We start from the raw sequence: 22984 nt of genomic DNA, 5'->3' as shown, positions 1-22984 counted from the left end.
GGGGTATGAGGGGGCATTTCCGGCGCCTGGTCGCCAGGGGTCTGGAGCGCGCGGGGATCCGCACCGGACTGAGATGGAAGCTGAGCGCGGCCATCGCGCTGGTCGGGGCGCTGGTGGCGATCGCGCTGAGCCTGGTCGTGCACAACGCCGCGCGGGTGTCGATGCTGGACAACGCGCGCGACCTCGCCGACGAGCGGATCATGATCGCCCAGCGCAACTTCGAGCTGTCCGGGCGGATGAACTTCCCCAACACCAAGATCGACGACCCGGACCTCCCGGAGGAGCTGCGCGACCGGGTCGAGGCGGGCCAGCGGGCCACCTACGTCGCCGACCGGCCCGGTGACGCGCCGGACATATGGGCCGCGGTGCCGCTGAAGAACGGGCATGTGATGTCCCTGCACTCGGGCTTCACCGACCGCAGCTCGGACATCCTCAAGGATCTCGACCAGGCGCTGGTGATCGGCTCCATCGCCGTCGTCCTCGGCGGCAGCGCGCTCGGGGTGCTCATCGGCGGGCACCTGTCGCGGCGGCTGCGCAAGGCGGCCGTCGCGGCGGGCCAGCTCGCGGGCGGCGAGACGGACGTGCGGGTGCGGGACGCCATGGGCGGGGTCGTGCGGGACGAGACCGACGACCTGGCGAGCGCGGTGGACGCCATGGCGGACGCCCTGCGCCAGCGCATCGAGGCCGAGCGGCGGGTCACCGCCGACATCGCGCACGAGCTGCGCACGCCGGTGACCGGGCTGCTGACCGCCGCCGAGCTGCTGCCGCCGGGCCGCCCGACCGAGCTGGTGCTGGACCGGGCCAAGGCCATGCGCACCCTCGTCGAGGACGTGCTGGAGGTGGCCCGCCTGGACGGCGCCTCGGAACGGGCGGAGCTGCAGGACCTCATGCTGGGCGAGTTCGTCGCCCGGCGGGTGGCGGCCAAGGACCCGGACGTCGAGGTGCGGATCGTGCACGAGTCGGAGGTCACCACCGACCCGCGGCGGCTGGAGCGCGTGCTGTTCAACCTGCTGGCCAACGCGGCCCGGCACGGCAAGCCGCCCGTCGAGGTCACCGTCGAGGGCCGGGTCATCCGGGTCCGCGACCACGGCCCGGGCTTCCCGGAGGACCTGCTCGCCGAGGGCCCGAGCCGCTTCCGCACCGGCAGCAGGGACCGCGCCGGGCACGGCCACGGCCTCGGCCTGACGATCGCGGCCGGGCAGGCCCGGGTGCTGGGCGCCCGGCTGACCTTCCGCAACGTCCGCACGCCGGGTGCGCCCGAGGGCGTACCGGCCGAGGGCGCGGTGGCGGTGCTGTGGCTGCCGGAGCACGCGCCGACGAACACGGGGAGCTACCCGATGCTGCCGGCCTCGTAGACCGCCGCGGTCAGCAGGACCAGTCCTGATCCAGGTCGAGGCCGCCCTCGCGGGGCTGGGTGAACGAGAACCAGTTGCCGGAGTCGTCGCGGAACAGCGCCTCCGTGCCGTACGGGCGCTCCTGCGGCTCCTGGAGGAACTCCACGCCCCGGTCCTTGAGCTTGCGGTAGTCGCCGTGGATGTCGTCGGTGGTCAACACGCCCGCGCCGAGCGCGCCCTTCGTCACCAGCTTCCTGAGCATCTCGGCGGACTCGGGGTCCATCGCGGGGCCGCCGGGCACCATCAGGGTGAACTCGACGTCGGGCTGGTGCGGGGAGCCGACCGTGAGCCAGCGCATGCCGCCCTCGCCCATGGTGATGTCCGTACGGACCTCCAGGCCCAGTTTCTCCGTGTAGAACTCCTTGGCCCGGTCCTGGTCGAGGACCCAGACGGTCGAGATGGCGAGACCCTTGATCATGGCGTGCTCCTGCTGCGTCGCGGCCGGTCGGTGCTTGCCCTGCCACGGTAGGCAGCGGGGGCACCGGCGCGCTTCTCCGGAATTGCGCTGCCGGGCCGAGGCGGGGCCGGGGCGGAGCGGAAGCCGCCGGCCCAGAGCATGGCGTAGCAGCCCGGTATGAGGGCGGCTCCGCGGCCGACGTGCGCGGCGCGGTACTCGGTGGGCGTCAGGCCCGTCCACGCCTTGAAGCGCGTCGTGAACGTGCCGACGCTGCTGAAGCCGACCAGGTGGCAGATCTCCGTCACCGTGAGGTTCGCCGTGCGCAGCAGGTCCTCGGCCCGCTCGATCCTGCGGTGCGTGAGGTACTGGCCGGGGGTCTCGCCGTACGCCTCCTTGAAGGCGCGGAGGAAGTGGTACCGCGAGTACCCGGCGTGCGCGGCGACGGTGTCCAGGTCGAGCCCGGGGTCGGCCCAGTCCCGGTCCATGGCGTCCTTGGCGAGCCGGACCTGCCGCATCTTGTCCATGCGCCCGATGGTGGCACGGGGGTCTGACAACGGCTCGGGGCCGCGGCGGCACCGGCCCCGGGCCGCGGAGGCGGGCAGGGAGCCGGTGCGCGGAGGCGGGCAGGGGCCCCGGGTGCGCGGCGGCGGGCAGGCGCGGAGGCGAGCAGGGGCCTCGGGCCCGCGGAGGCGGGCAGGCGCGGAGGCGAGCACGGGGGCCGGTGCGCGGAGGCGAGCACGGGGGCCGGGTGCGCGGAGGCGGGCAGGGGGCCGGTGCGCGGAGGCGAGCACGGGGGCCGGGTGCGCGGCGGCGGGCAGGCGCGTGGAGGCGAGCAGGGGCCTCGGGCCCGCGAAGGCGGACAGGGACCCCTGGTGCGCGGTGGCATGAGCGGCCGGGGACGGCGAAGCCCCCGGGGCGGAACCCCGGGGGCCTGTGGGCCGGCCGGCACAGCGGCCTGCGGGCCGGCCGCTGTGCCGGCCGGCCGGCGGTCGTCGCACCCGGTGGGCGCCGGTCAGACCGCCTCCACCACCGGCGCCGGGGCCGCCGGGCCGCCGGCCTTGCCGTCCTCCGCCGCCGTGGGGCCCGCGCCCTTGAGCGGCACCTCCTTCACGAAGACCGCCGCCGCCAGGGCGAGGACGGCCACCGCGGCGCCGAGCAGGAACGCCGAGTGCGTGCCGGCGGAGACCGCGTGCTGGTAGGCCTCCCGGGCCGCCTCCGGCAGCTTGGCCAGGCCCGCTTGGTCGAGCTGGGCGGACTGCTCGGTCACCTTGGACCCGAGCGCCCCGGCCCGCTCGGCCATGACGTCCTGGACGCGGTGGTTGAACAGCGCGCCCATGATCGCGACGCCGAAGGAGGAACCGAGCGTGCGGAAGAGCGTCGTGGACGAGGACGCGACGCCCATGTCCTTCATCTCCACGCTGTTCTGCGCGACCAGCATGGTGATCTGCATCAGGCAGCCCATGCCGAGGCCGACCACGGCCATGAAGACGCCGGAGGTGAACCGCGAGGTGCCCGTGTCCATCGTGGACAGCAGGTACAGGCCGACGATCATCAGCGCGCTGCCGAGCACCGGGAAGACCTTGTACCTGCCGGTGTTCGTGGTCACCCGCCCGGCCACCATCGACGTCACGAGCATCGCGCCGAGCATCGGCAGGAGCAGCAGCCCGGAGTTGGTCGCGGACGCGCCCTGAACGGCCTGCTGGTAGAACGGCAGGAACAGCGTGGCGCCGAACATCACGAAGCCCGTGATGAAGCCGATGACCGACATCAGCGTGAAGTTGCGGCTGCGGAAGATGTGCAGCGGCAGGACCGGCTCGGCGGCCCGCGTCTGCCAGAACACGAACCCGACCAGCGCGGCGACGCCGATGCCGATCAGCTCCATGATCCGCGCGGAGGTCCAGGCGTACTCGGTGCCGCCCCACGTGGTCACCAGCACGATCGCGGTGATGCCGACGGTCAGCAGCACGGCGCCCAGGTAGTCGATCCGCGCCTGCGCCCGCTTCTTCGGCAGGTGCAGCACGGCACTGACGGCCACCAGCGCGACGACGCCGAGCGGCAGGTTGATGTAGAAGGCCCAGCGCCAGCCCCAGTTGTCGGTGATCGTGCCGCCGACCAGCGGGCCGCCGATCATCGCCAGCGCCATGACGCCGGCCATCATGCCCTGGTACTTGCCGCGCTCCCGGGGCGGGATCAGGTCGCCGATGATCGCCATGACGCCGACCATCAGACCGCCGGCGCCCAGGCCCTGGACCGCGCGGAAGCCGATGAGCTGGCCCATGTCCTGGGCCATGCCGCTGAGCGCCGAGCCGATCAGGAACAGCACGATCGACGACAGGAACGTGCCCTTGCGGCCGTACATGTCGCCGAGCTTGCCCCACAGCGGGGTGGAGGCGGCGGTGGCGAGCGTGTACGAGGTGACCACCCACGAGAGGTGTTCGAGCCCGCCCAGCTCACCGACGATCGTCGGCATCGCCGTACCGATGATCATGTTGTCGAGCATCGCGAGCATCATCGCGATCATCAGCGCGAGGAGCACGACCCGCACGCTCCTGGGCTGTTTCCCCCCGGTGGCGGCGTCGGCCGCCGCTGTTTCATCCGTTGTGTCCGCCATCGCTTCCCACTCCCCCGGCAACCGCTACTTACTTGCCGACCGGCTAGTTACTACACTCGGGAAGCTAGCGGCGAAACTAGCCGGGCGTCAAGTAAGTTTTATGGAAAGCGGGCGGCGTAGGAGGATGGGCGGCACCATGGACGGCACCAGGCAGCGGCGCCGCGGGGACACCCGCCGGCGCATCCAGGACGTGGCCCTCGAACTCTTCGCGGAGCAGGGCTACGAGAAGACGTCCCTGCGGGAGATCGCCGAGCGCCTGGACGTCACCAAGGCGGCGCTCTACTACCACTTCAAGACGAAGGAAGAGATCCTCGTCAGCATCTTCGAGGACCTCACGCAGCCGATCGAGGACCTCATCGACTGGGGCCGGAGCCGGCCGCACACGCTGGAGACGAAGCAGGAGATCATCCGCCGCTACGCCGACGCGCTCGCCCAGGCGGCACCGCTGTTCCGCTTCATGCACGACAACCAGGCGTCGGTGCGGGACCTGCGGATCGGCGAGTCGTTCAAGGCACGCGTCCACAGCCTGCGCGACATCATCGTCGACCCGGACGCGGACCTGGTCGACCAGGTCCGCTGCGCCAGCGCGATCTTCACGCTGCACGCCGGGATGTTCCTGCTCCAGGACGTGGGAGACGACCCCGAGGAACGGCACAGGGCCGTCCTCGAGGTCGCCACGGACCTGGTGACCCAGGCCCACCGAGGAGCCGGGGGCTCCTGAGGGTCCCGGGGAGCGCGGGGCCGGATCAGACCTTGACGCCCTTGGCGCGCAGGAACTTCACCGGGTCGACCGCCGAGCCGTAGTTCGGGGTCGTACGGATCTCGAAGTGCAGGTGCGGACCGCTGGAGTTGCCGGTGTTGCCGGACCGGGCGATCTCCTGGCCGGTCTTGACGACCTGGCCGACGCTGACCTTGACCTTCGACAGGTGGGCGTACTGGGAGTACGTGCCGTTGCCGTGCTTGATCACGACGGCGTTGCCGTACGCGGGGCCGTCACCGGCGCCGTTGCCGCCGGCCTTGACGACGGTGCCGCCGTGGGCGGCGACGACCCGGGTGCCGCTCGGGACGGCGTAGTCCTGACCGCTGTGGGTGGACTGCCACATGCCGCCGTTCTGGGCGAAGCTCGCGGAGAGCTTGTACTTCTTCACCGGGTCGACCCAGGACGGCTTGGCCTTCTTGGCCGCCTTCTGCACGGCCGCCTTCTTCGCAGCGGCCGCCTTGGCGGCCTTCTCTGCCTTCACGGCCTCGGCCTTGGCGGCCTTGGCCTGGGCGGCGGCCTGCGCCTGGACGGCACTGGCGACACCGGATGCGGCCGTGGTGTCGGCGGCGGACGCGACCCCGGCTCCCAGTGCGACCGAGACACCGAGGCCGGCGGCCAGCACGGTCGCACGGGTGCGGAGCTGGGACGTACGGGGGGAACGGGACGTGACGCGCTGGGACATCGAAACCTCATGGGGAAGGGGACGGAGAAAACCACCCGGCGGGCAGTCGCTCGCCGTATGGCCATCCCTTGGTAACCCGCGGTCCGACAAACCCCCAAAAGCGTGATCTACGACAGAAGTTAGTAATTTAGTTCAGTGTTCTACGTCTCTTGACACACCCGCCATTCGGGATGAATCAGGTCATGAGCCTGCACTTCCGCCCCTTTCGCGGGACCGATGTCCGCTTCCTCCCGGCCCGCTCAGCACTATTCCAGGTAGTAACGGACATATCGCCTGTGCGGCATGTCACCGGCGCCCCTCTCCGGTTCTCCCGGAAATGTGGCGCAGGCCTCTAGGCACCTACCGTCCGGTAACCCTACGGTTCCCCTCGCGCCACCCTCGCCCACGAACATGCACACGACATGTTGGCAGCGTCATTGACGTGAGAGGACCCCCACGACATGCAGACCCGACGCCCCTGGCTGCGCCGCGCATCCGTCACCGCCGTCTCGGCGGCCGCCCTGATGGCGATGGCCGCACCGGCCGACGCCGCGACCCCCACCCGCGCCTCCACGGCCGTCGCCGCCACCACGGCCGCCGCCGCGGACGTCGACTACGCCACCTGGCAGAAGGACTGCCAGGCGGTGATGGACCAGGCGCTGCCGTACCTGAAGCAGCGGATCGCGGCCCCGAAGCCGGGCGAGAAGCAGGCCATCGTCCTCGACATCGACAACACGGCGCTGGAGACCGACTTCGGCTTCAGCTACCCGCAGCCGGCCAACAAGCCGGTCCTGGAGGCCGCCAGATACGCCCAGGACCGCGGCGTCGCCGTGTTCTTCGTGACCGCCCGCCCGGGGATCATCTACTCGTTCACCGACTACAACCTGAAGCAGAGCGGCTACCGGGTCTCCGGGCTCTACGTCCGCGGCTTCGTGGACCTCTTCAAGAACGTCGCCGACTACAAGACGGCCCAGCGCGCGGACATCGAGAAGAAGGGCTACACGATCATCGCGAACATCGGCAACAGCGCCACCGACCTCTCCGGCGGCCACGCCGAGCGCACCTACAAGCTGCCGGACTACGACGGGCAGCTGTCCTGACCCACCCGGATCGAGGTCACGCTTTGGGCGGACCGCCGACGCGCACGTCGTGGGGCCGGTACCTTCGAGTGCCGGCCCCACGACGCAGTGCGGGCCGTACGGCCGCGCGGCGGCCGGGACGCGGCTGAAGGGGGCCCCATGAATGCTGCCGACGAGTCACGCATCGACCTCTCGGACGCCGTGCAGAGCGTCCGTGACGAACTGCTGACCGCTGCCCGACGTTCGGCCGGGCACGACATCGTCTTCGAACTCGGCGACATCCAGATGGAGTTCACCGTCGAGATCCGCAAGGAGCGCAAGGCCGGCGCCAAGGTGAGAGCCTGGGTCGTCGACGCGGGGGCGGACGGTACGAGGACCGACAGCCGTACCCACAAGGTCTCCTTCACGTTGCGCGCGCGGGAAGTCCGAACCGGTGCGCCCCTGAAGGTCGGCAACGAGACGGAGGGAAGCGTCGGCGCGTTCGGCAACGGCACCCCCTCAGCCCGGTGATGCTGCGCTCGGCCGTCGAGCGGTCCGTGGTGGTGCTGGCCGGATCGCAGGGCAGCGGAGTCATGCTGTCGCCCCGGCTGGTCCTGACGAGCGCCCATGTGTTGCGTAACAGGGAATGGATCCGCACGGTCCATCCGGAGAGCGAGCAGCCCCTGCCGAGCCGGGCGGTGTGGCAGGACGAGAAGAGCGACGTGGCTCTTCTGCTCACAGGCGAGGAGTTGGTCGATCCGGAGCGGTGGGCGCTCGCCAGGCTGCGCTGGGGAGTCGTCGGCTCGCCCGATCCGCTCCCCGGCTGCCAGGTCGTCGGGTTTCCCGCCGTCCAGCGCTTCGGTCCGGACGACCAGCTGGAGTACGACCAGCTCACCGGCACGGTCCTGCCGATGGCGGGACGGATCAGGACGATGCTGGTGTGCGAGTTCGACCGGGCTCCGGTCACCGCCCCCCAGCCTGGTGAGTCTCCCTTCGCGGGACTGTCCGGCGCCCCGGTGTTCGCCGGTTCGGTGCTGATCGGCGTGGTCACCCAGGTCCCGCAGGGGCGAGATCACCGACGGGTCGAGGCGGTCCCGGTGCAGCGCATTCTGGAAGCCCCGGGATTCCCGCGCCACGTGATGGGCGCGGATCAGGGCCATGTGCCACCGGTGCTGGAGACCGTCGTGCCCGGACATCACCTGGAGGACGAACGGTTCGAGCAGCACTACGCGCGCGCCCTGAAGACCCGGTACCGCAAGATCGAGATCTTCGGGATCGACGAACTGGGCACCACCGAGACGAACTGGGACCTCGACACCGCCTACCTGAGCCTGGAGGCCATCTCCGTCCCGGCAGGTCGGGAGGACGTGCCGGTGTCCAGAGCCGTCTCCGTTCCCCGCAGGATCAACGAGCTGCTGGCCGACCGGCCCCGAACGGTGCTGCGGGGCGAGGCCGGCGCGGGCAAGACCACACTGGTGTGGTGGCTCGCGTCACACGCGGCATGCGGCGCTCTCGATCACGAACTCGCAGAGCTGAACGACCTGGTTCCCTTCGTCATCCCCATGCGCAGCCTGCTGTCCCGGGCCATGTCCTTCCCGCGACCGCAGGAGTTGGCCACCGTCGCCGAGCTCCAGATCGACGAGGCACCGCAGGGCTGGGCCCGCCGTGTCATGGAGGCCGGACGGGCCTTGTTCCTGGTCGACGGCATGGACGAGGTACCGCCCGCAGACCGGGAGGACGCCCGGCGCCGCCTGGCCGATCTGCTGGCGATGTATCCGCACAACCGCTGCCTGGTCACCGTACGGCCCCTTGCCGTGGCCGCCGACTGGCTCAGCTCCGAGAACTTCGAGGAACTCCGGCTCCTGCCCATGCGGGACGAGGACATCCTGGCCTTTTCCAGGGCGTGGCACGCAGCCGCCCGCCTGGAGTGCGCGGGATTCCGCGATGCGCACCGGGCCGCCGCCGAGGACAAGAACCTCCGTGTGCTGGAGGCTGCTCTGGGAGAGGAGCTCGGGCGCAATCCCACCCTGCTCAATCTCTCCCGCACCCCGCTGCTGGCGGCGGTGGTCTGTGCACTGCACCGGCGCCGCAGGGGCTTCCTCCCGGAAACCCGCTGGTCGCTGTACAACGCGGCCCTCACCATGCTGCTGGGCAGCAGGGACACCCTGCGCCGGGTCGGCACGCCGGAGGGGATCGCCCTCGGTGTCGAGGAGCACCAGCAACTGCTTCAGCGGATCGCGGCCTGGCTGGCCCGCGGCGGGTACGCCGAGTTCAACCACCAGCAGGCGCAGCATCAGATCGACCTCGCCATGCGGGGCATGCCCCAGGTACGGCAGCAGGGTTCGGCCGCTGCTGTCCTGACTCATCTGCTCAACCGCAGCGGCCTGCTGCAGGAACGCAACGAGACCACCATCCAGTTCATCCACCGCACCTTCCAGGACTACCTCGCGGCAAAGGAGCTCCAGGAGAGCGACGGCTTGGGCGAGTTGCTGAGCCATGCGGCCGACGAGGAATGGCAGGACATCGTCCTGCTGGCCGTGGGGCACTGCCACCGGGGCGAGGTCCGCCGACTCGTCGAAGGGCTGATCAAGAAGGGCGACGAAACGCAGGATCCCCAGGTCCGCGGCGACATCCATCTGCTGGCCGCCCGGTGCGCGCTCAGCGCCGTGGTACTGAACGAGGAAGTTCGCGAACGGATCGCGGACCGCATCCGCGCCCTGATCCCGCCGCGAGACGCCACCAGCACAGCCAAACTGACCTCCCTCGGCTCCTATGTGCTGCCGCTGGTGCCCGACCCCCGGGACCTCGACGCCGACGAGGCCCAGTCGGTCATCCACATGATCCGTGACATCGGGGGCCCGGCTTCACTGCCCCTGCTCCGGCGGTTCGCCGGGCACCCTTCACCCGAGGTGCGCGGGGCGCTGATCGCGACCTGGCCGCGTTACCCGGCGGAAGACTACGCCCGCCAGGTCCTCGCCCATGTGCCGCTGGAGGATGCCGAGGTCACCGTCATCAACGCCGCCATGGTCTCCGCCCTGCGCTTCTGCGGCCCTGTCGGACGCGTCTTCATCGACATGCCGATCACCGGAGCGGACCTTGCCGTGGCGCTACCGGACGACGGCATCCGCAGGCTCGACATCCGTGAGAACCCACTGCTGAACGATCTCTCGTTCGTGCGCAAGCTGTCCGGGCTGACATCCCTGTCGCTCAGCGGCTGTCCACGGGCGAGGAAGCTGTCCGCCCTCGGAGGACTGCCGCTCGACTCCCTGTGCCTGGAGCTCCACGAGATGCAGAAATCGGACCTCGCCCCCCTGCGGGACCTCGCACAGCTGACCCGCTTGTCGCTGGTCGGGACGTTGCTCGACAGCAAGATCCCGCTGCCGGCGGGTCATCCGACGGTGCAGAGGCTCCACGTCAGCAGTCAGACCACCATGATGATCAACGACCTCACACAGTGGCCGGCCCTCAGGAGCCTCGTCGTACGGGGCGACTGCCACGCGTACGCCCTCCTCCTGGCGGCCTCCCGTGCCCCGGCGCTCACCGAGCTGGACTTCTCGATCAACTCGCTGAAGCTGCCGCGCCAGGTCGCCCCGCCGCCCCTGAACGATGAGGAGGCGGGCCGGCGGCGTCGCCCCCGGGAGCTGGAGCCGCTGCCGGCCATCCGCACCCTCACGGTCAGAGGCGTCACTCACGGCGGGTCGGCCGGGGATCTGGCGCGAGTGTTCCCGTCCCTCACCCGGCTCCGCATCGAGTGCGACGAGAACGCCCCCCTCGACCTGACCCCGCTGCACGGTCACCCCGGACTGGTGATCCGCGTCAACAGACGGGTGATGCCGTCGGCCGGCCGGGCCTGATCTCCGAGCGGGGCACGGGCCGCCCGGCCCGAGGGCACGCGAAAAGGACCGGCGCTCCGGAGAGCACCGGTCCTTCGTGGCCTGGTGGCCGTGACGCTTACGCGTCCTTGCTCAGGTTCGGACCCGTGCCGCCGGCCGCCTGCTCGATCGGCGGGACGTCCGGCAGGGCCGACTTCTCCTCGCCGCGGAAGGTGAAGGTCTTGGCCTCGCCCTCGCCCTCCGTGTCCACGACCACGATGTGGCCGGGGCGGAGCTCGCCGAAGAGGATCTTCTCCGACAGCGAGTCCTCGATCTCGCGCTGGATGGTGCGGCGCAGCGGACGCGCACCCAGCACGGGGTCGTAGCCCTTCTTGGACAGCAGCTCCTTGGCGGACTGGGAGAGCTCGATGCCCATGTCCCGGTCCTTCAGGCGCTCGTCCACCTTGCCGATCATCAGGTCGACGATCTGGAGGATGTCGTCCTGGCTGAGCTGCGGGAAGACGACCACGTCGTCGACGCGGTTGAGGAACTCGGGCCGGAAGTGCTGCTTGAGCTCGTCCTGGACCTTGTTCTTCATGCGCTCGTAGTTGGTCTTCGTGTCGCCCGAGGCCGCGAAGCCCAGGTTGAAGCCCTTGGAGATGTCCCGGGTGCCGAGGTTGGTCGTCATGATGATGACCGTGTTCTTGAAGTCCACGACCCGGCCCTGGGAGTCGGTCAGGCGACCGTCCTCCAGGATCTGCAGCAGCGAGTTGAAGATGTCCGGGTGGGCCTTCTCGACCTCGTCGAAGAGGACGACCGAGAACGGCTTGCGGCGGACCTTCTCCGTCAGCTGGCCGCCCTCCTCGTAGCCCACGTAGCCGGGGGGCGAACCGAAGAGGCGCGAGACCGTGTGCTTCTCGCTGAACTCCGACATGTCGAGGGAGATCAGCGCGTCCTCGTCGCCGAACAGGAACTCGGCGAGCGCCTTGGACAGCTCGGTCTTACCGACACCGGACGGGCCGGCGAAGATGAACGAGCCACCGGGGCGCTTGGGGTCCTTCAGACCGGCACGCGTACGGCGGATCGCCTTCGACAGCGCCTTGACGGCGTCGTTCTGGCCGATGACCCGCTTGTGGAGCTCCTCCTCCATGCGCAGCAGGCGGGAGGACTCCTCCTCGGTCAGCTTGAAGACCGGGATACCGGTGGCGGTCGCGAGGACCTCGGCGATCAGCTCGCCGTCGACCTCGGCGACGACGTCCATGTCGCCGGCCTTCCACTCCTTCTCCCGCTTGGCCTTGGCGGCGAGGAGCTGCTTCTCCTTGTCGCGCAGGGAGGCGGCCTTCTCGAAGTCCTGCGAGTCGATCGCGGACTCCTTGTCCCGGCGGACACCGGCGATCTTCTCGTCGAACTCGCGCAGGTCCGGCGGCGCGGTCATCCGGCGGATGCGCATCCGGGAACCGGCCTCGTCGATCAGGTCGATCGCCTTGTCCGGCAGGAAGCGGTCCGAGATGTACCGGTCGGCCAGGGTGGCGGCCTGGACCAGCGCCTCGTCGGTGATGGAGACGCGGTGGTGGGCCTCGTAGCGGTCACGCAGACCCTTGAGGATCTCGATCGTGTGCGGCAGGGACGGCTCCGCGACCTGGATGGGCTGGAAGCGGCGCTCCAGGGCCGCGTCCTTCTCCAGGTGCTTGCGGTACTCGTCGAGCGTGGTCGCACCGATGGTCTGCAGCTCACCGCGGGCCAGCATCGGCTTCAGGATCGAGGCCGCGTCGATGGCGCCCTCGGCGGCACCCGCACCGACCAGCGTGTGGAGCTCGTCGATGAACAGGATGATGTCGCCGCGGGTGCGGATCTCCTTGAGCACCTTCTTCAGGCGCTCCTCGAAGTCACCGCGGTAGCGGGAGCCGGCGACCAGCGCGCCGAGGTCCAGGGTGTAGAGGTGCTTGTCCTTGAGGGTCTCGGGCACCTCGCCCTTGACGATGGCCTGGGCGAGGCCCTCGACGACGGCGGTCTTGCCGACGCCGGGCTCACCGATCAGCACCGGGTTGTTCTTGGTACGGCGGGACAGCACCTGCATGACCCGCTCGATCTCCTTCTCGCGCCCGATGACCGGGTCGAGCTTGGACTCACGAGCGGCCTGGGTGAGGTTCCGGCCGAACTGGTCGAGGACCAGGGACGTGGAGGGCGTGCCCTCCGCAGGACCACCGGCGGTGGCGGTCTCCTTGCCCTGGTAACCGGAGAGCAGCTGGATGACCTGCTGCCGCACACGGTTCAGATCTGCGCCCAGCTTGACCAGGACCTGGGCGGCGACGCCCTCGCCCTCGCGGATCAGGCCGAGCAGGATGTGCTCCGTGCCGATGTAGTTGTGGCCCAGCTGAAGGGCCTCGCGGAGCGACAGCTCCAGGACCTTCTTGGCACGGGGGGTGAAGGGGATGTGCCCGGACGGGGCCTGCTGGCCCTGGCCGATGATCTCCTCCACCTGCTGGCGGACCGCCTCGAGCGAAATCCCGAGGCTCTCAAGGGCCTTGGCGGCGACACCTTCACCCTCGTGGATCAGGCCCAGGAGGATGTGTTCAGTGCCGATGTAGTTGTGGTTGAGCATCCGGGCTTCTTCCTGAGCCAGGACGACAACCCGCCGCGCGCGGTCGGTGAACCTCTCGAACATCGTTAATCGCTCCTCAGAGCGGTCAGGCAGTGGGGGGAACTTCCCCTCCCTGTCCTTCCGCAGCTTAGTCCCGCAAGCGGGGACCGCTCATTCCAACTGCCGACACCGTCCTTGGCCTCCTGACCCCGAACGCCGACATCTGCTCCAACCCGATGGTGCGAGACGATGTTCCCGCAGGCCAGGCAGATACCCCACTCGCCAGTACGCCGATGGCGAACGTGAGACGGCCTTTCCTGCGTGTCGCCCCCTCCCACTAGGGATGTCTTACCCGTGGGGACCGACAGTCCATGCCGAGCGCCCCCGTTCCCTCCGCTACGGGCGAACAACCTTGCGCCTCCCCGCACCCCCCGCACGCCCCCGTTTCGCCACGCAGTGCGCTCACATCAGCACACAAAGTCAACCCAGCGTAACCCGCACGCCCCCTCGGCGGTTGCACGTGGCATGTCCGGCGCCCACCCCTCCGTGACCGCCCGTACACCCGCCGTGGTCCCGCCCCCCGGCCGCTGCCCGGTCCGGCGGTGGTACGAGGACGAGCTGGGCTGGCCGACGGCGCCCGGGGCCCCCGTGTCGCTGGTGCTCGGGGTGCGTTTCGACGTCCTGGAGGTACCGGCGGAGGCGGGACCGGCCGCGCTGCGGCGCCTGGGGCCGCGCACTCCGGTGGCCACCCGGGGCGACCGCCTGCAGTTGCTGGTGGCCGCGGGCAGCGCGGAGGAACTGCCGGGGCTGCTGGAGTGGCTGGACTGGGGCGCGCTGCCGCTGGGACTGAGGGCACTCGGCTCGGGCGCGGTCATGGAGGCGCCGCCGCAGCCCGCGTCCGCTTCGGCGTCACCGGCTGTCGAGGAGACGGGCGCACGGTCACCCGCCGGCGCGTCTCCGGCGCGTTCCCCGGATACGGGTCCGCCGCAGCCCGTGCGGGCGCATGCCCCGTCGTCCCCCGCCCCTACGGGCGTGCCGTCGCCGCGACTGCCCGGCCCGGGTGCCGGCCGGCCGCTTCCCCTGGGCCGGCCCGGTTCCCAGGGGGCCGCCGTGTGGCTGCGGCCCCCCGAGCCGGGATGCGAGGTCGAGGCCTCGCTGCCGACGCTGTCGGCGTTGGGGGGCGGTGGAGACGCCCCCGATCTCGTGCGGCTGGTGGACACGGTGGCCACGCAGTGCCTCCGGGCCCGGCTGGGGCGCGCGTGCGCCCGGCCGCCGGCCTTGCGTGCGCAGGGTCGGTAGTGCCGCCGTTCAGCCGTTGGCCTTCTCGTAGGCCTCGCGGATGGTCGCCGGAACGCGGCCGCGGTCGTTGACCTCGTAACCGTTCTCCTTCGCCCAGGCGCGGATCGCCGCGGTGTCCTGGCTGCCGCCCGAAGCTGCGCGCGTCTTTCCACGCCCGCCCGAAGCACGGCCTCCGGTACGACGACCGCCCTTCACGTAAGGCTCGAGAAGGCCGCGGAGCTTGTCCGCATTGGCGGTGGTGAGATCGATCTCGTACGTCTTGCCGTCCAGCGCGAACGTCACGGTCTCGTCCGCCTCGCCGCCGTCGAGGTCGTCGACAAGAAGGACCTGAACCTTCTGTGCCACCGGATTTCCTTTCATCGATATCTTCAGGGCCGGGGTGTGCCGGCGTCCGCCGTATCGCCGTCCCCTGTTATATGCAGTACTGCAGTACCTCGGAAAGCAAACCGCTTTTGCCGGAAAAACACAAACCCTCGGCAGAGACCGGTAGCCCCGGTCCCGACCGGAAACGTGCGCGTTTCGGACATAGGGCACCGGGGCAGGGGCGGCGGCGCTGAATATGCCTTGCCGAACGGGGCGGGCCCAGTTGTGGCCGGTCTGTTGTCGGCCTCGGCGATCACAGATGCAGAAGCATCCGGCTGTTGCCCAAGGTGTTCGGTTTCACTCGTTCGAGACCGAGGAACTCCGCGACGCCCTCGTCATAGGAACGCAGCAGCTCCGCGTAGACATCCGTGTCGACCGGGGTCTCGCCGATCTCCACGAAGCCGTGCTTGGCGAAGAAGTCGACTTCGAAGGTCAGACAGAAAACCCGGCGAACGCCGAGCCAGCGGGCGGTCTGCAGCAACTTCTCCAGCACCCGGTGCCCGACGCCCGCGCCCTTCAGGCCCGGCTTCACCGCGAGAGTGCGCACTTCCGCGAGGTCTTCCCACATCACGTGCAGGGCGCCGCAGCCGACGACCTCGGCGTTGTCGTCGCGTTCCGCGACCCAGAACTCCTGGATGTCCTCGTAAAGGGTCACCGTTGCTTTGTCGAGGAGGATGCCCCCGCGGACGTAGGCGTCAAGCAGACGGCGCACGGCCGGGACATCGCTGGTGCGGGCCCGTCGGACGGTGATGGCTTTTGCGGGGACATCGGGGCTCTTCGCGGACATGAACGGACGCTATCGCCCGCCGGGCCCCTGAGCGGAGGCGGGGTTCTCCGGGGAGCCTTGCACGGGGTCCGCCTGTTCCGGCTGTTCCGCCTGTTCCGTCTCGGTCGCGGGTTCCCGGGCCGGCGCGGATTCCGACGGTTCGGTCGGTTCCTGGGTTTCCGGACCCTGGACGATCCGTACGGCATCGCTGAGAGACTGCCGCTGTTCCTCGCTCATCATGCCGAAGAAGGCGACGAGAGCGGCGGCGGGGTTGTCGCTCTGCGACCAGGCGTCGTTCATCAGGGCGGCGGCGTAGGCGGCGCGGGTGGAGACCGCCTCATATCGATAGGCGCGGCCTTCCGCCTCGCGGCGCACCCAGCCCTTCTGGTGGAGATTGTCCAAAACGGTCATCACCGTGGTGTAGGCGATGGACCGCTCCTTCTGAAGATCTTCCAGGACTTCTCGAACGGTCACCGGGCGGTTCCACTTCCACACCCGCGACATGACCGCGTCTTCGAGTTCTCCCAATGGGCGAGGCACACCTCAGAACAATAGTGGGAGATCCCCGTAATGGCGTGCGGACGTGCGCTTCACCGGCGAACGGGAACAAAAAGGGCGTACGACTCGAATGTGCGGGCGCCGTGCGGCGGCCCCGCGGAGTCGTACGCCGGGGGGAGGGGTGGGGTCAGGCGTCGGCGGCCGGGCCGGGCGCGGAGGGCTGCCGGGCACCCTCCACACGCGAGAGGGCGGCGTCGACGGCCGCGTCCTCCTTGGCCTTGTTGGCGCCGCCCTGTGTCTTCACGATCACCCGGATCACGCCGATGAAGAAGACGGCCATGACGACCGGGGGCAGGAGCGCGGAGACGTAGTCCATGGATCCAGGGTAGCCACGTCAGCCCGCGGCGAGCTGCTGGGGGTTCGACGGGGGTGGCGGGGCGGGCTTGCGGCGCGGGAAGACCTCGCCCGGGGTGGGGATGGGGCGGGAGGGCTTCGGCGCGCCGGGGGCCGGGGCCGGGGCGGGCCGGGGGGCGGGCTTGGGCTCCGGCGGCTTCCGGGCGGGTTTCTTCTCGGGCTGCCCGGCGGCCCCGCCCGGCAGGGCCAGGAGCCGGGTGCGGGCGGCGGGGACGGTGCGGTGGGCGTCCGGGTGCGCGGGGCCGCTCGTGGTGACGAGGGTGACCGTGCAGCGGTCCAGCAGGGCCGCTGCGGCGGGGTTGCCGCGCAGGGCGCGCAGAGCGGTGAGGTCGTCGGGGCGGGGGCGGTAGCCGGCGGCCAGGGCCTCGTCCAGGAGCGTGAGGTAACCGGCGGCGGTGCCGGGGAGGGCGGCGCGGTACCGGCCCAGGTCGGCCACCAGGAAGGCGCGCAGCCTCGCTCCCTCCCGCATCGCCTCGTCGAGCGACTCTGCGAGGCGGAGGCAGTCCTGGACGTCGTCGGACGAGGCGGACGTGGGGTGGAGGGCGAGGGCGAGAGCGCGTCGGAGCACACGCAGCTCCTCCACGCCGAACGCCATGCCGCCGCGGGATCCGTAGGGCGTGGGCATGCGGCGACGATACGCGCTAATCAGACAATTTCGACATAGGGGGCGGGTGTGGCGCGGGGGACCACTCGGGTGGGCGGGGTGCCCCGCGAGGGGCCGGGGCGGACGGGCCGCCCCGGCGGCTCACATGCGCGACACGTTCCGCTCGTACACCAGACGCAGCCCGATCAGGGTCAGCCACGGCTCGTGTTCGTCGATGACGGACGACTCGCCGAGGACCATCGGCGCGAGCCCGCCCGTGGCGATGACGGTGACGTCGTCGGGGTCATCCGCCAGCTCGCGGGCCACCCGGTTGACGACCCCGTCGACCTGGCCGGCGAAGCCGTAGATGATGCCGGACTGCATCGCCTCCACCGTGTTCTTGCCGATCACGCTGCGGGGGCGGGCCACCTCGATCTTGCGGAGCTGGGCGCCGCGGACGCCGAGGGCCTCGACGGAGATCTCGATGCCGGGGGCGATGACGCCGCCGACGTACTCGCCGCGCGCGCTGACCGCGTCGAACGTCGTCGCCGTGCCGAAGTCGACGACGATCGCGGGGCCGCCGTAGAGCTCGACGGCCGCGACCGCGTTGATGATGCGGTCCGCGCCGACCTCCTTGGGGTTGTCCATGAGGATCGGCACGCCGGTCTTGACGCCCGGTTCGACGAGGATGGCGGGCACGTCGCCGTAGTAGCGGCGCGTGACCTCGCGGAGTTCGTGCAGCACCGAGGGGACGGTCGCGCAGATGGCGATGCCGTCGATGCCGTCGCCCAGCTCGTCGCCGAGCAGCGGGTGCATGCCCATCAGGCCCTGGAGCAGGACCGCCAGCTCGTCGGCGGTGCGGCGCGCGTCCGTGGAGATGCGCCAGTGCTCGACGATCTCCTCACCGTCGAACAGGCCGAGGACCGTGTGGGTGTTTCCTACGTCGATGGTCAGCAGCATGGCCCGTACCCGCTCCCCTACTCCGCCGGCCGCAGGTCCAGGCCGATGTCCAGGATCGGCGAGGAGTGGGTGAGGGCCCCGACGGCCAGGTAGTCGACGCCGGTGTCGGCGTAGGCCTTGGCGTTGTCGAGGGTGAGGCGGCCGGAGGCCTCCAGGGCGGCGCGGCCCCGGACGATCGCGACGGCCTCCGCGCACTCGGCGGGCGTGAAGTTGTCCAGCAGGATCAGGTCGGCTCCGGCGTCCAGGACCTCGCGGAGCTGGTGCAGGGTGTCGACCTCGACCTCGACGGGGACGTCGGGGAAGCGCTCGCGGACCGCCTGGAAGGCCTGGGCGACGCCGCCCGCCGCGACCACGTGGTTGTCCTTGACCAGCGCCGCGTCCGAGAGGGACATGCGGTGGTTGACGCCGCCGCCGCAGCGGACCGCGTACTTCTCCAGGCTGCGCAGGCCGGGGGTGGTCTTGCGGGTGTCGCGGACCTTGGCCTTGGTGCCCTCCAGGACGTCCGCCCACGCGCGCGTGGCCGTGGCGATGCCCGACAGGCGGCACAGGATGTTCAGCGCGCTGCGCTCGGCGGTGAGCAGGTCGCGGGTGCGGGTGGTGACCGACAGGAGCTTCTGGCCGGCCTCGACGCGGTCGCCGTCCTCGGCGTGGCGCTCGATCTCCAGCTCCTCCTCGCAGACGACCGAGATGACGGCCTCGGCGATGCGCAGTCCGGCCACGACGCCCGCCTCGCGGGCGGTGAAGTCGGCCGTGGCGACCGCGTCCTCGGGGATGGTCGCGACCGTGGTCACGTCCACGCCGTGCGCCAGGTCCTCCTGGACGGCCACGTTGGCGATGTCCTCGACCTCGACGGGGTCGAGGCCGGCGTCGGCCAGGAGCTGGGCGAGCGCGGGGTCGAGGCCGCACTCCAGGTACGTCTCCTCGCCGGCGCCGCAGGCACAGCCGTCGCCGCAGCCTCCGGACGGGACGAGGGGAAGGTCGGGGGTGGTCACGTCGGTCACTGCTCCTGGAGGGCGGGGGGCGGGAAGGTCGCGGGGAAGTCTGTCGTGTCCGTGGTGTGCACGGCCAGGCTCCGGTCGGGGTTCAGGCGTACGACGATGTGGCGGCGCCAGGCCGCGTCGTCGCGTTCGGGGTGGTCCTCACGCCAGTGGCAGCCCCGGGTCTCCTCGCGCAGCCGGGCGGCGGCGACCAGGACGCGGGCCACGCACAGCAGGTTGGTGGCCTCCCAGGTGTCGACGCCGGGCTCGGCCGTCTTGCCGTGCTCGGCGAGGGCCTCCCGCGCGTCGGTGTGCAGGCGCTGCAGCTGGTCGGCGGCCTTGGTGAGGGACTCCGCCGAGCGCAGGACGCCGGCCCCGCCGGTCATGATCCGCTGGATGGTGAAGCGGGCCTCGGCGGTCTGCAGGGGGTGCTCGGGGATCACGGGGTGGGGCAGCGGCTGCGGCACGCGCGCGTGCAGGCCCCTCGCCGCGATGTCGGCCGCGATCCGCTCGGCGTAGACGAGCCCTTCGAGGAGCGAGTTGGAGGCCAGGCGGTTGGCGCCGTGCACACCGGTGCAGGCGACCTCGCCGCACGCGTACAGGCCGGGGACGGTCGTACGGCCGCGGGAGTCGGTGCGGACGCCGCCGGAGGCGTAGTGGGCGGCCGGGGCGACCGGGACGGGCTCGGTGACCGGGTCGATGCCGTGGGCGCGGCAGGCGGCCAGGATCGTCGGGAAGCGGTGCTCCCACATCTCGGCGCCGAAGTGGCGGGCGTCCAGGTACATGTGCTCGGCGCCCTGTTCCTGCATGCGGCGCATGATGCCCTTGGCGACGATGTCCCGGGGGGCGAGTTCGGCGAGTTCGTGCTGTCCGGCCATGAAGCGCACGCCGTCGGCGTCCACCAGGTGGGCGCCCTCGCCGCGTACCGCCTCGGAGACCAGGGGCTGCTGGCCCTCGGCGTCCGGGCCGAGGAACAGGACGGTCGGGTGGAACTGGACGAACTCCAGGTCGCTGACCTCGGCGCCCGCGCGCAGGGCCAGGGCCACGCCGTCGCCGGTCGACACCGAGGGGTTGGTCGTGGCGGAGAAGACCTGGCCCATGCCGCCGGTGGCGAGGACCACGGCGGGGGCGTGGACCGCCCCGACCCCGTCGTGCTGGCCCTCGCCCATGACGTGCAGGGTGACGCCGGCCGTGCGGCCCTCGGCGTCCGTGAGGAGGTCCAGCACGAGCGCGTTCTCGACGGTGCGCACACCGCGGTCGCGGACCGCCTCGACCAGGGCGCGGGAGATCTCGGCGCCGGTGGCGTCGCCGCCGGCGTGGGCGATGCGGCGGCGGTGGTGACCGCCCTCGCGGGTGAGTTCGAGTCCGCCCGCGGAGGTCTCGTCGAACCGGGCGCCGGTGCCGATGAGACGGCGAACGGCGTCGGGCCCCTCGGTGACGAGGATGCGGACCGCCTCCTCGTCGCACAGGCCCGCTCCGGCGACCAGGGTGTCGTCGAGGTGCTGCTCGGGGGTGTCGCCCTCGCCGAGGGCCGCGGCGATGCCGCCCTGGGCCCAGCGGGTGGAGCCGTCGTCGAGCCGGGCCTTGGTGACGACCACGGTGCTCAGGCCCGCGGCCTCGCAGCGCAGGGCCGCGGTCAGCCCGGCGACGCCGGAGCCGACGACGACCACGTCCGCGGCGATGGACCACCCGGGGGCGGGCGCGTGCAGTCGTATGCCTGTGGTGGTCACGAGGCGGCTCCGAAGGATCCGAAGGTGAGGGGGATGTTGTCGATCAGCCGGGTCGTCCCGACCCGGGCGGCGACGGCCAGGACCGCCTCGCCGGTGAAGTCGTCGCCGATCTCGGTGAAGTCGGACGGGTCGACCAGGGCGAGGTAGTCCAGCTTGAGCGGCGGTTCCAGGCGGGCGGCCTCGTCGAGGACCTGGCGGGCCGCCGCGCGGACGGCGGCGGGGCCGCCCGGGACGGCCGTGGCCACGGCGTGCGCGTCGGCCGCCGCGCGGGACTCGCCGATGGCGCTGAGGGCCTCGGCACGCGCGCGCGTGGCGGGCACTTCGCGGGCCCGGGCCCGCAGCGCCTCCTGCGCGGCGTGCCGGTCCTGGCCGGCGAACAGCGCCCGGGACAGGGCGAGGGCGGTGCGCCGCTCGGGGGCCGAGAGGTAGCGGTTGCGGCTGGACAGGGCCAGGCCGTCCTCCTCGCGGACGGTGGGGACGCCGACGATCTCCACGCCGAAGTTCAGGTCCCGCACCATGCGGCGGATCAGCGCGAGCTGCTGGGCGTCCTTCTGCCCGTACAGGGCGACGTCGGGGCGGGTGAGGTGCAGCAGCTTGGCGACGACCGTGAGCATGCCGTCGAAGTGCCCGGGGCGGGAGGCGCCCTCCAGGCGCTCGCCCATGGGGCCGGCGGTCACGCGGACCTGGGGTTCGCCGCCGGGGTAGACCTCGTCCACGGAGGGGGCGAACACGACGTCGGCGCCCGCCTGCCCGGCGAGCTCGACGTCGGCGTCCAGGGTGCGCGGGTAGCGGTCGAGGTCCTCACCCGCGCCGAACTGCAGCGGGTTGACGAAGACGGTGACGACGACCTCGCCCTCGGGGCCGGCGATGCCGCGGGCCGTGCGCACCAGCGTGGCGTGGCCCTCGTGCAGGGCGCCCATGGTCATCACCACGGCGCGGCGGCCCGTACGCGCGCGTGCGTGCAGTTCACCGGCGGTGCGCAGCAGGGTGGTGGTCATCGGGCGTCCCCTCCGGTGCCTCGGGTCCCGTCGGTCCCGTCGGCGAGTACCCCGAGGAGGTCCTCGGCGAGCTCGGGCTTCAGCAGGCCGTGCGCCAGGGCCCGGTCGGCGGTGGCGCGGGCCATGGCCAGGTACCCGGCGACGGTCTGCGGGGCGTGCCGGCGCAGCTCGGTGACGTGCGCGGCGACCGTGCCCGCGTCGCCGCGCGCCACCGGGCCGGTCAGGGCCGCGTCGCCGGAGCGCAGGGCGTTGTCCAGGGCCGCGCCGAGCAGCGGGCCCAGCATCCGGTCGGGGGCGGCCACCCCGGCCGCGCTCAGCAGCTCCATCGACTGCGCGACCAGCGTGACCAGGTGGTTGGCGCCCAGGGCGAGGGCGGCGTGGTAGAGCGGCCGGTTCTCCTCGGCGACCCACTCCGGCTCGCCGCCCATCTCGATGACCAGGGCCTCGGCGGCCAGGCGCAGCTCCTCGGGCGCGGTGACGCCGAAGGAGCAGCCGGCCAGGCGCTGGACGTCCACGGGTGTGCCCGTGAAGGTCATCGCCGGGTGCAGGGCCAGCGGCAGCGCGCCCGCGCGCAGGGCGGGGTCGAGCACGCCCACGCCGTACCGGCCGGAGGTGTGGACGAGCAGTTGCCCCGGCCGTACGGAACCGGTGTCGGCGAGGCCCGCGACCAGCTTCGGCAGGGCGTCGTCCGGGACGGTCAGCAGGACCAGGTCGGCCCGGTCGAGGACCTCCTCGGATGGCATCACCGGCACGTCGGGCAGCAGCTGCGCGGCCCGGCGCCGGGAGGCGTCGGAGACCGCCGACACGGCGACCGGGCGGTGCCCGGCGAGCTGCAGGGACGCGGCCAGTGCGGGTCCCACGCGGCCGGCGCCGACGACGCCGACGGCGAGCCGCGCGGGGCGGTCCCTGGGGTCTGGCTGTGGGGTTGTGTTCACTCGACGGCGGCCTTCCCGTTCCAGTCCGCTCCGGGTACCGGACGATTTCTCGTCATGTTAACGCGATCGGTTCCGGGGGCGTCCGGCCGTCCACAGCCAGTGCGTTCCGGTGGACGGGGCGCGGGCGGACGTGCGGGCCCGGCTCCCGCACCGAAATGCGGGTGCCGGGCCGCCCGCGCGCGGGGGA

General features: G+C 71.5%; 21 protein-coding genes. 6 read left to right on the top strand and 15 right to left on the bottom strand.

Going from position 1 to position 22984, the window contains the following annotated elements:
* The first annotated feature begins 5 nt into the window (after positions 1–5).
* Positions 6–1355, top strand: a complete 1350-nt coding sequence (gene cseC / locus ACPXCS_RS06800) for a two-component system sensor histidine kinase CseC (protein WP_425943531.1) — start codon at positions 6–8, stop codon at positions 1353–1355.
* Between the two features lie 10 nt (positions 1356–1365).
* On the opposite strand, the gene ACPXCS_RS06795 is transcribed toward cseC, so the two are convergent.
* The 3 genes from ACPXCS_RS06795 to ACPXCS_RS06785 all read right to left on the bottom strand — a co-directional run bounded on the left by ACPXCS_RS06795 (position 1366) and on the right by ACPXCS_RS06785 (position 4402).
* Positions 1366–1812: a VOC family protein gene (locus ACPXCS_RS06795; protein ID WP_425943533.1), complete on the bottom strand. Its 447-nt coding sequence runs from the start codon at positions 1810–1812 to the stop codon at positions 1366–1368.
* The gene (locus tag ACPXCS_RS06790) at positions 1809–2306 is read right to left on the bottom strand and encodes a helix-turn-helix transcriptional regulator (protein ID WP_425944515.1); all 498 of its coding nucleotides are present in this window, start codon (positions 2304–2306) and stop codon (positions 1809–1811) included. Before ACPXCS_RS06790 ends, ACPXCS_RS06795 begins: the two co-directional genes overlap by 4 nt.
* A 497-nt stretch (positions 2307–2803) precedes the next feature.
* The gene (locus ACPXCS_RS06785) at positions 2804–4402 is read right to left on the bottom strand and encodes an MDR family MFS transporter (RefSeq protein ID WP_425943535.1); all 1599 of its coding nucleotides are present in this window, start codon (positions 4400–4402) and stop codon (positions 2804–2806) included.
* A gap of 124 nt (positions 4403–4526) precedes the next feature.
* On the opposite strand from ACPXCS_RS06785, the gene ACPXCS_RS06780 reads away from it, so the two are divergent.
* Entirely contained in the window at positions 4527–5123 is a 597-nt protein-coding gene (locus ACPXCS_RS06780) for a TetR/AcrR family transcriptional regulator (protein WP_425943537.1), read from the top strand.
* 25 nt (positions 5124–5148) lie between these two features.
* On the opposite strand, the gene ACPXCS_RS06775 is transcribed toward ACPXCS_RS06780, so the two are convergent.
* Entirely contained in the window at positions 5149–5844 is a 696-nt protein-coding gene (locus tag ACPXCS_RS06775) for a M23 family metallopeptidase (protein ID WP_425943539.1), read from the bottom strand.
* Between the two features lie 440 nt (positions 5845–6284).
* Here ACPXCS_RS06775 and ACPXCS_RS06770 point away from each other — a divergent pair, with 440 nt between their 5' ends.
* The 3 genes from ACPXCS_RS06770 to ACPXCS_RS06760 all read left to right on the top strand — a co-directional run bounded on the left by ACPXCS_RS06770 (position 6285) and on the right by ACPXCS_RS06760 (position 10735).
* Positions 6285–6923 (top strand): HAD family acid phosphatase, encoded by a 639-nt coding sequence (locus ACPXCS_RS06770; RefSeq protein WP_425943541.1) that lies wholly within the window; start codon positions 6285–6287, stop codon positions 6921–6923.
* Between the two features lie 138 nt (positions 6924–7061).
* Entirely contained in the window at positions 7062–7412 is a 351-nt protein-coding gene (locus tag ACPXCS_RS06765; protein WP_425943543.1) for a trypco2 family protein, read from the top strand.
* Complete coding sequence (locus ACPXCS_RS06760; RefSeq protein ID WP_425944516.1) at positions 7412–10735, top strand: NACHT domain-containing protein; 3324 nt, start codon at positions 7412–7414, stop codon at positions 10733–10735. The genes ACPXCS_RS06765 and ACPXCS_RS06760 overlap by 1 nt, the downstream gene beginning before the upstream one ends.
* Positions 10736–10832: 97 nt before the next feature.
* Here the strand turns inward: ACPXCS_RS06760 and ACPXCS_RS06755 are convergent, their stop codons facing one another.
* Positions 10833–13358 (bottom strand): ATP-dependent Clp protease ATP-binding subunit, encoded by a 2526-nt coding sequence (locus ACPXCS_RS06755; RefSeq protein ID WP_114254583.1) that lies wholly within the window; start codon positions 13356–13358, stop codon positions 10833–10835.
* A 441-nt stretch (positions 13359–13799) separates the two neighbouring features.
* Here ACPXCS_RS06755 and ACPXCS_RS06750 point away from each other — a divergent pair, with 441 nt between their 5' ends.
* Complete coding sequence (locus ACPXCS_RS06750; protein WP_425943546.1) at positions 13800–14573, top strand: SCO3374 family protein; 774 nt, start codon at positions 13800–13802, stop codon at positions 14571–14573.
* A gap of 9 nt (positions 14574–14582) precedes the next feature.
* On the opposite strand, the gene ACPXCS_RS06745 is transcribed toward ACPXCS_RS06750, so the two are convergent.
* The 10 genes from ACPXCS_RS06745 to ACPXCS_RS06700 all read right to left on the bottom strand — a co-directional run bounded on the left by ACPXCS_RS06745 (position 14583) and on the right by ACPXCS_RS06700 (position 22797).
* Positions 14583–14918 carry a histone-like nucleoid-structuring protein Lsr2 gene (locus ACPXCS_RS06745; protein ID WP_351354936.1) on the bottom strand — a complete coding sequence of 112 codons (336 nt, stop codon included), beginning with the start codon at positions 14916–14918 and terminating at the stop codon, positions 14583–14585.
* A 271-nt stretch (positions 14919–15189) separates the two neighbouring features.
* Positions 15190–15723, bottom strand: coding sequence for an amino-acid N-acetyltransferase (locus tag ACPXCS_RS06740; RefSeq protein ID WP_425943548.1), 534 nt, complete (start codon positions 15721–15723; stop codon positions 15190–15192).
* 9 nt (positions 15724–15732) lie between these two features.
* Positions 15733–16206 (bottom strand): BlaI/MecI/CopY family transcriptional regulator, encoded by a 474-nt coding sequence (locus tag ACPXCS_RS06735; protein ID WP_425944517.1) that lies wholly within the window; start codon positions 16204–16206, stop codon positions 15733–15735.
* A gap of 181 nt (positions 16207–16387) precedes the next feature.
* Positions 16388–16576 (bottom strand): hypothetical protein, encoded by a 189-nt coding sequence (locus ACPXCS_RS06730; protein ID WP_425943550.1) that lies wholly within the window; start codon positions 16574–16576, stop codon positions 16388–16390.
* 18 nt (positions 16577–16594) lie between these two features.
* Positions 16595–17209: a hypothetical protein gene (locus ACPXCS_RS06725; protein WP_425944518.1), complete on the bottom strand. Its 615-nt coding sequence runs from the start codon at positions 17207–17209 to the stop codon at positions 16595–16597.
* A gap of 150 nt (positions 17210–17359) precedes the next feature.
* A complete protein-coding gene (locus ACPXCS_RS06720; RefSeq protein WP_425943552.1) occupies positions 17360–18157 on the bottom strand; it encodes a type III pantothenate kinase in 798 nt (265 codons plus the stop codon).
* Positions 18158–18174: 17 nt separating this feature from the next.
* Positions 18175–19149 (bottom strand): carboxylating nicotinate-nucleotide diphosphorylase, encoded by a 975-nt coding sequence (gene nadC / locus ACPXCS_RS06715; RefSeq protein WP_425943554.1) that lies wholly within the window; start codon positions 19147–19149, stop codon positions 18175–18177.
* A gap of 5 nt (positions 19150–19154) precedes the next feature.
* The gene (locus tag ACPXCS_RS06710; RefSeq protein ID WP_425943556.1) at positions 19155–20864 is read right to left on the bottom strand and encodes an L-aspartate oxidase; all 1710 of its coding nucleotides are present in this window, start codon (positions 20862–20864) and stop codon (positions 19155–19157) included.
* Positions 20861–21862 carry a pantoate--beta-alanine ligase gene (gene panC, locus ACPXCS_RS06705; protein WP_425943558.1) on the bottom strand — a complete coding sequence of 334 codons (1002 nt, stop codon included), beginning with the start codon at positions 21860–21862 and terminating at the stop codon, positions 20861–20863. Before panC ends, ACPXCS_RS06710 begins: the two co-directional genes overlap by 4 nt.
* A complete protein-coding gene (locus ACPXCS_RS06700) occupies positions 21859–22797 on the bottom strand; it encodes a Rossmann-like and DUF2520 domain-containing protein (protein WP_425943560.1) in 939 nt (312 codons plus the stop codon). The genes panC and ACPXCS_RS06700 overlap by 4 nt, the downstream gene beginning before the upstream one ends.
* Between the last annotated feature and the right edge of the window lie 187 nt (positions 22798–22984).

It is taken from the genome of Streptomyces sp. DT190, assembly GCF_049846985.1.
Taxonomy (GTDB): Bacteria; Actinomycetota; Actinomycetes; order Streptomycetales; family Streptomycetaceae; genus Streptomyces.
The sequence above is the reverse complement of the archived record's forward strand: the minus strand, read 5'-3'. Positions and strand labels throughout refer to the sequence as shown.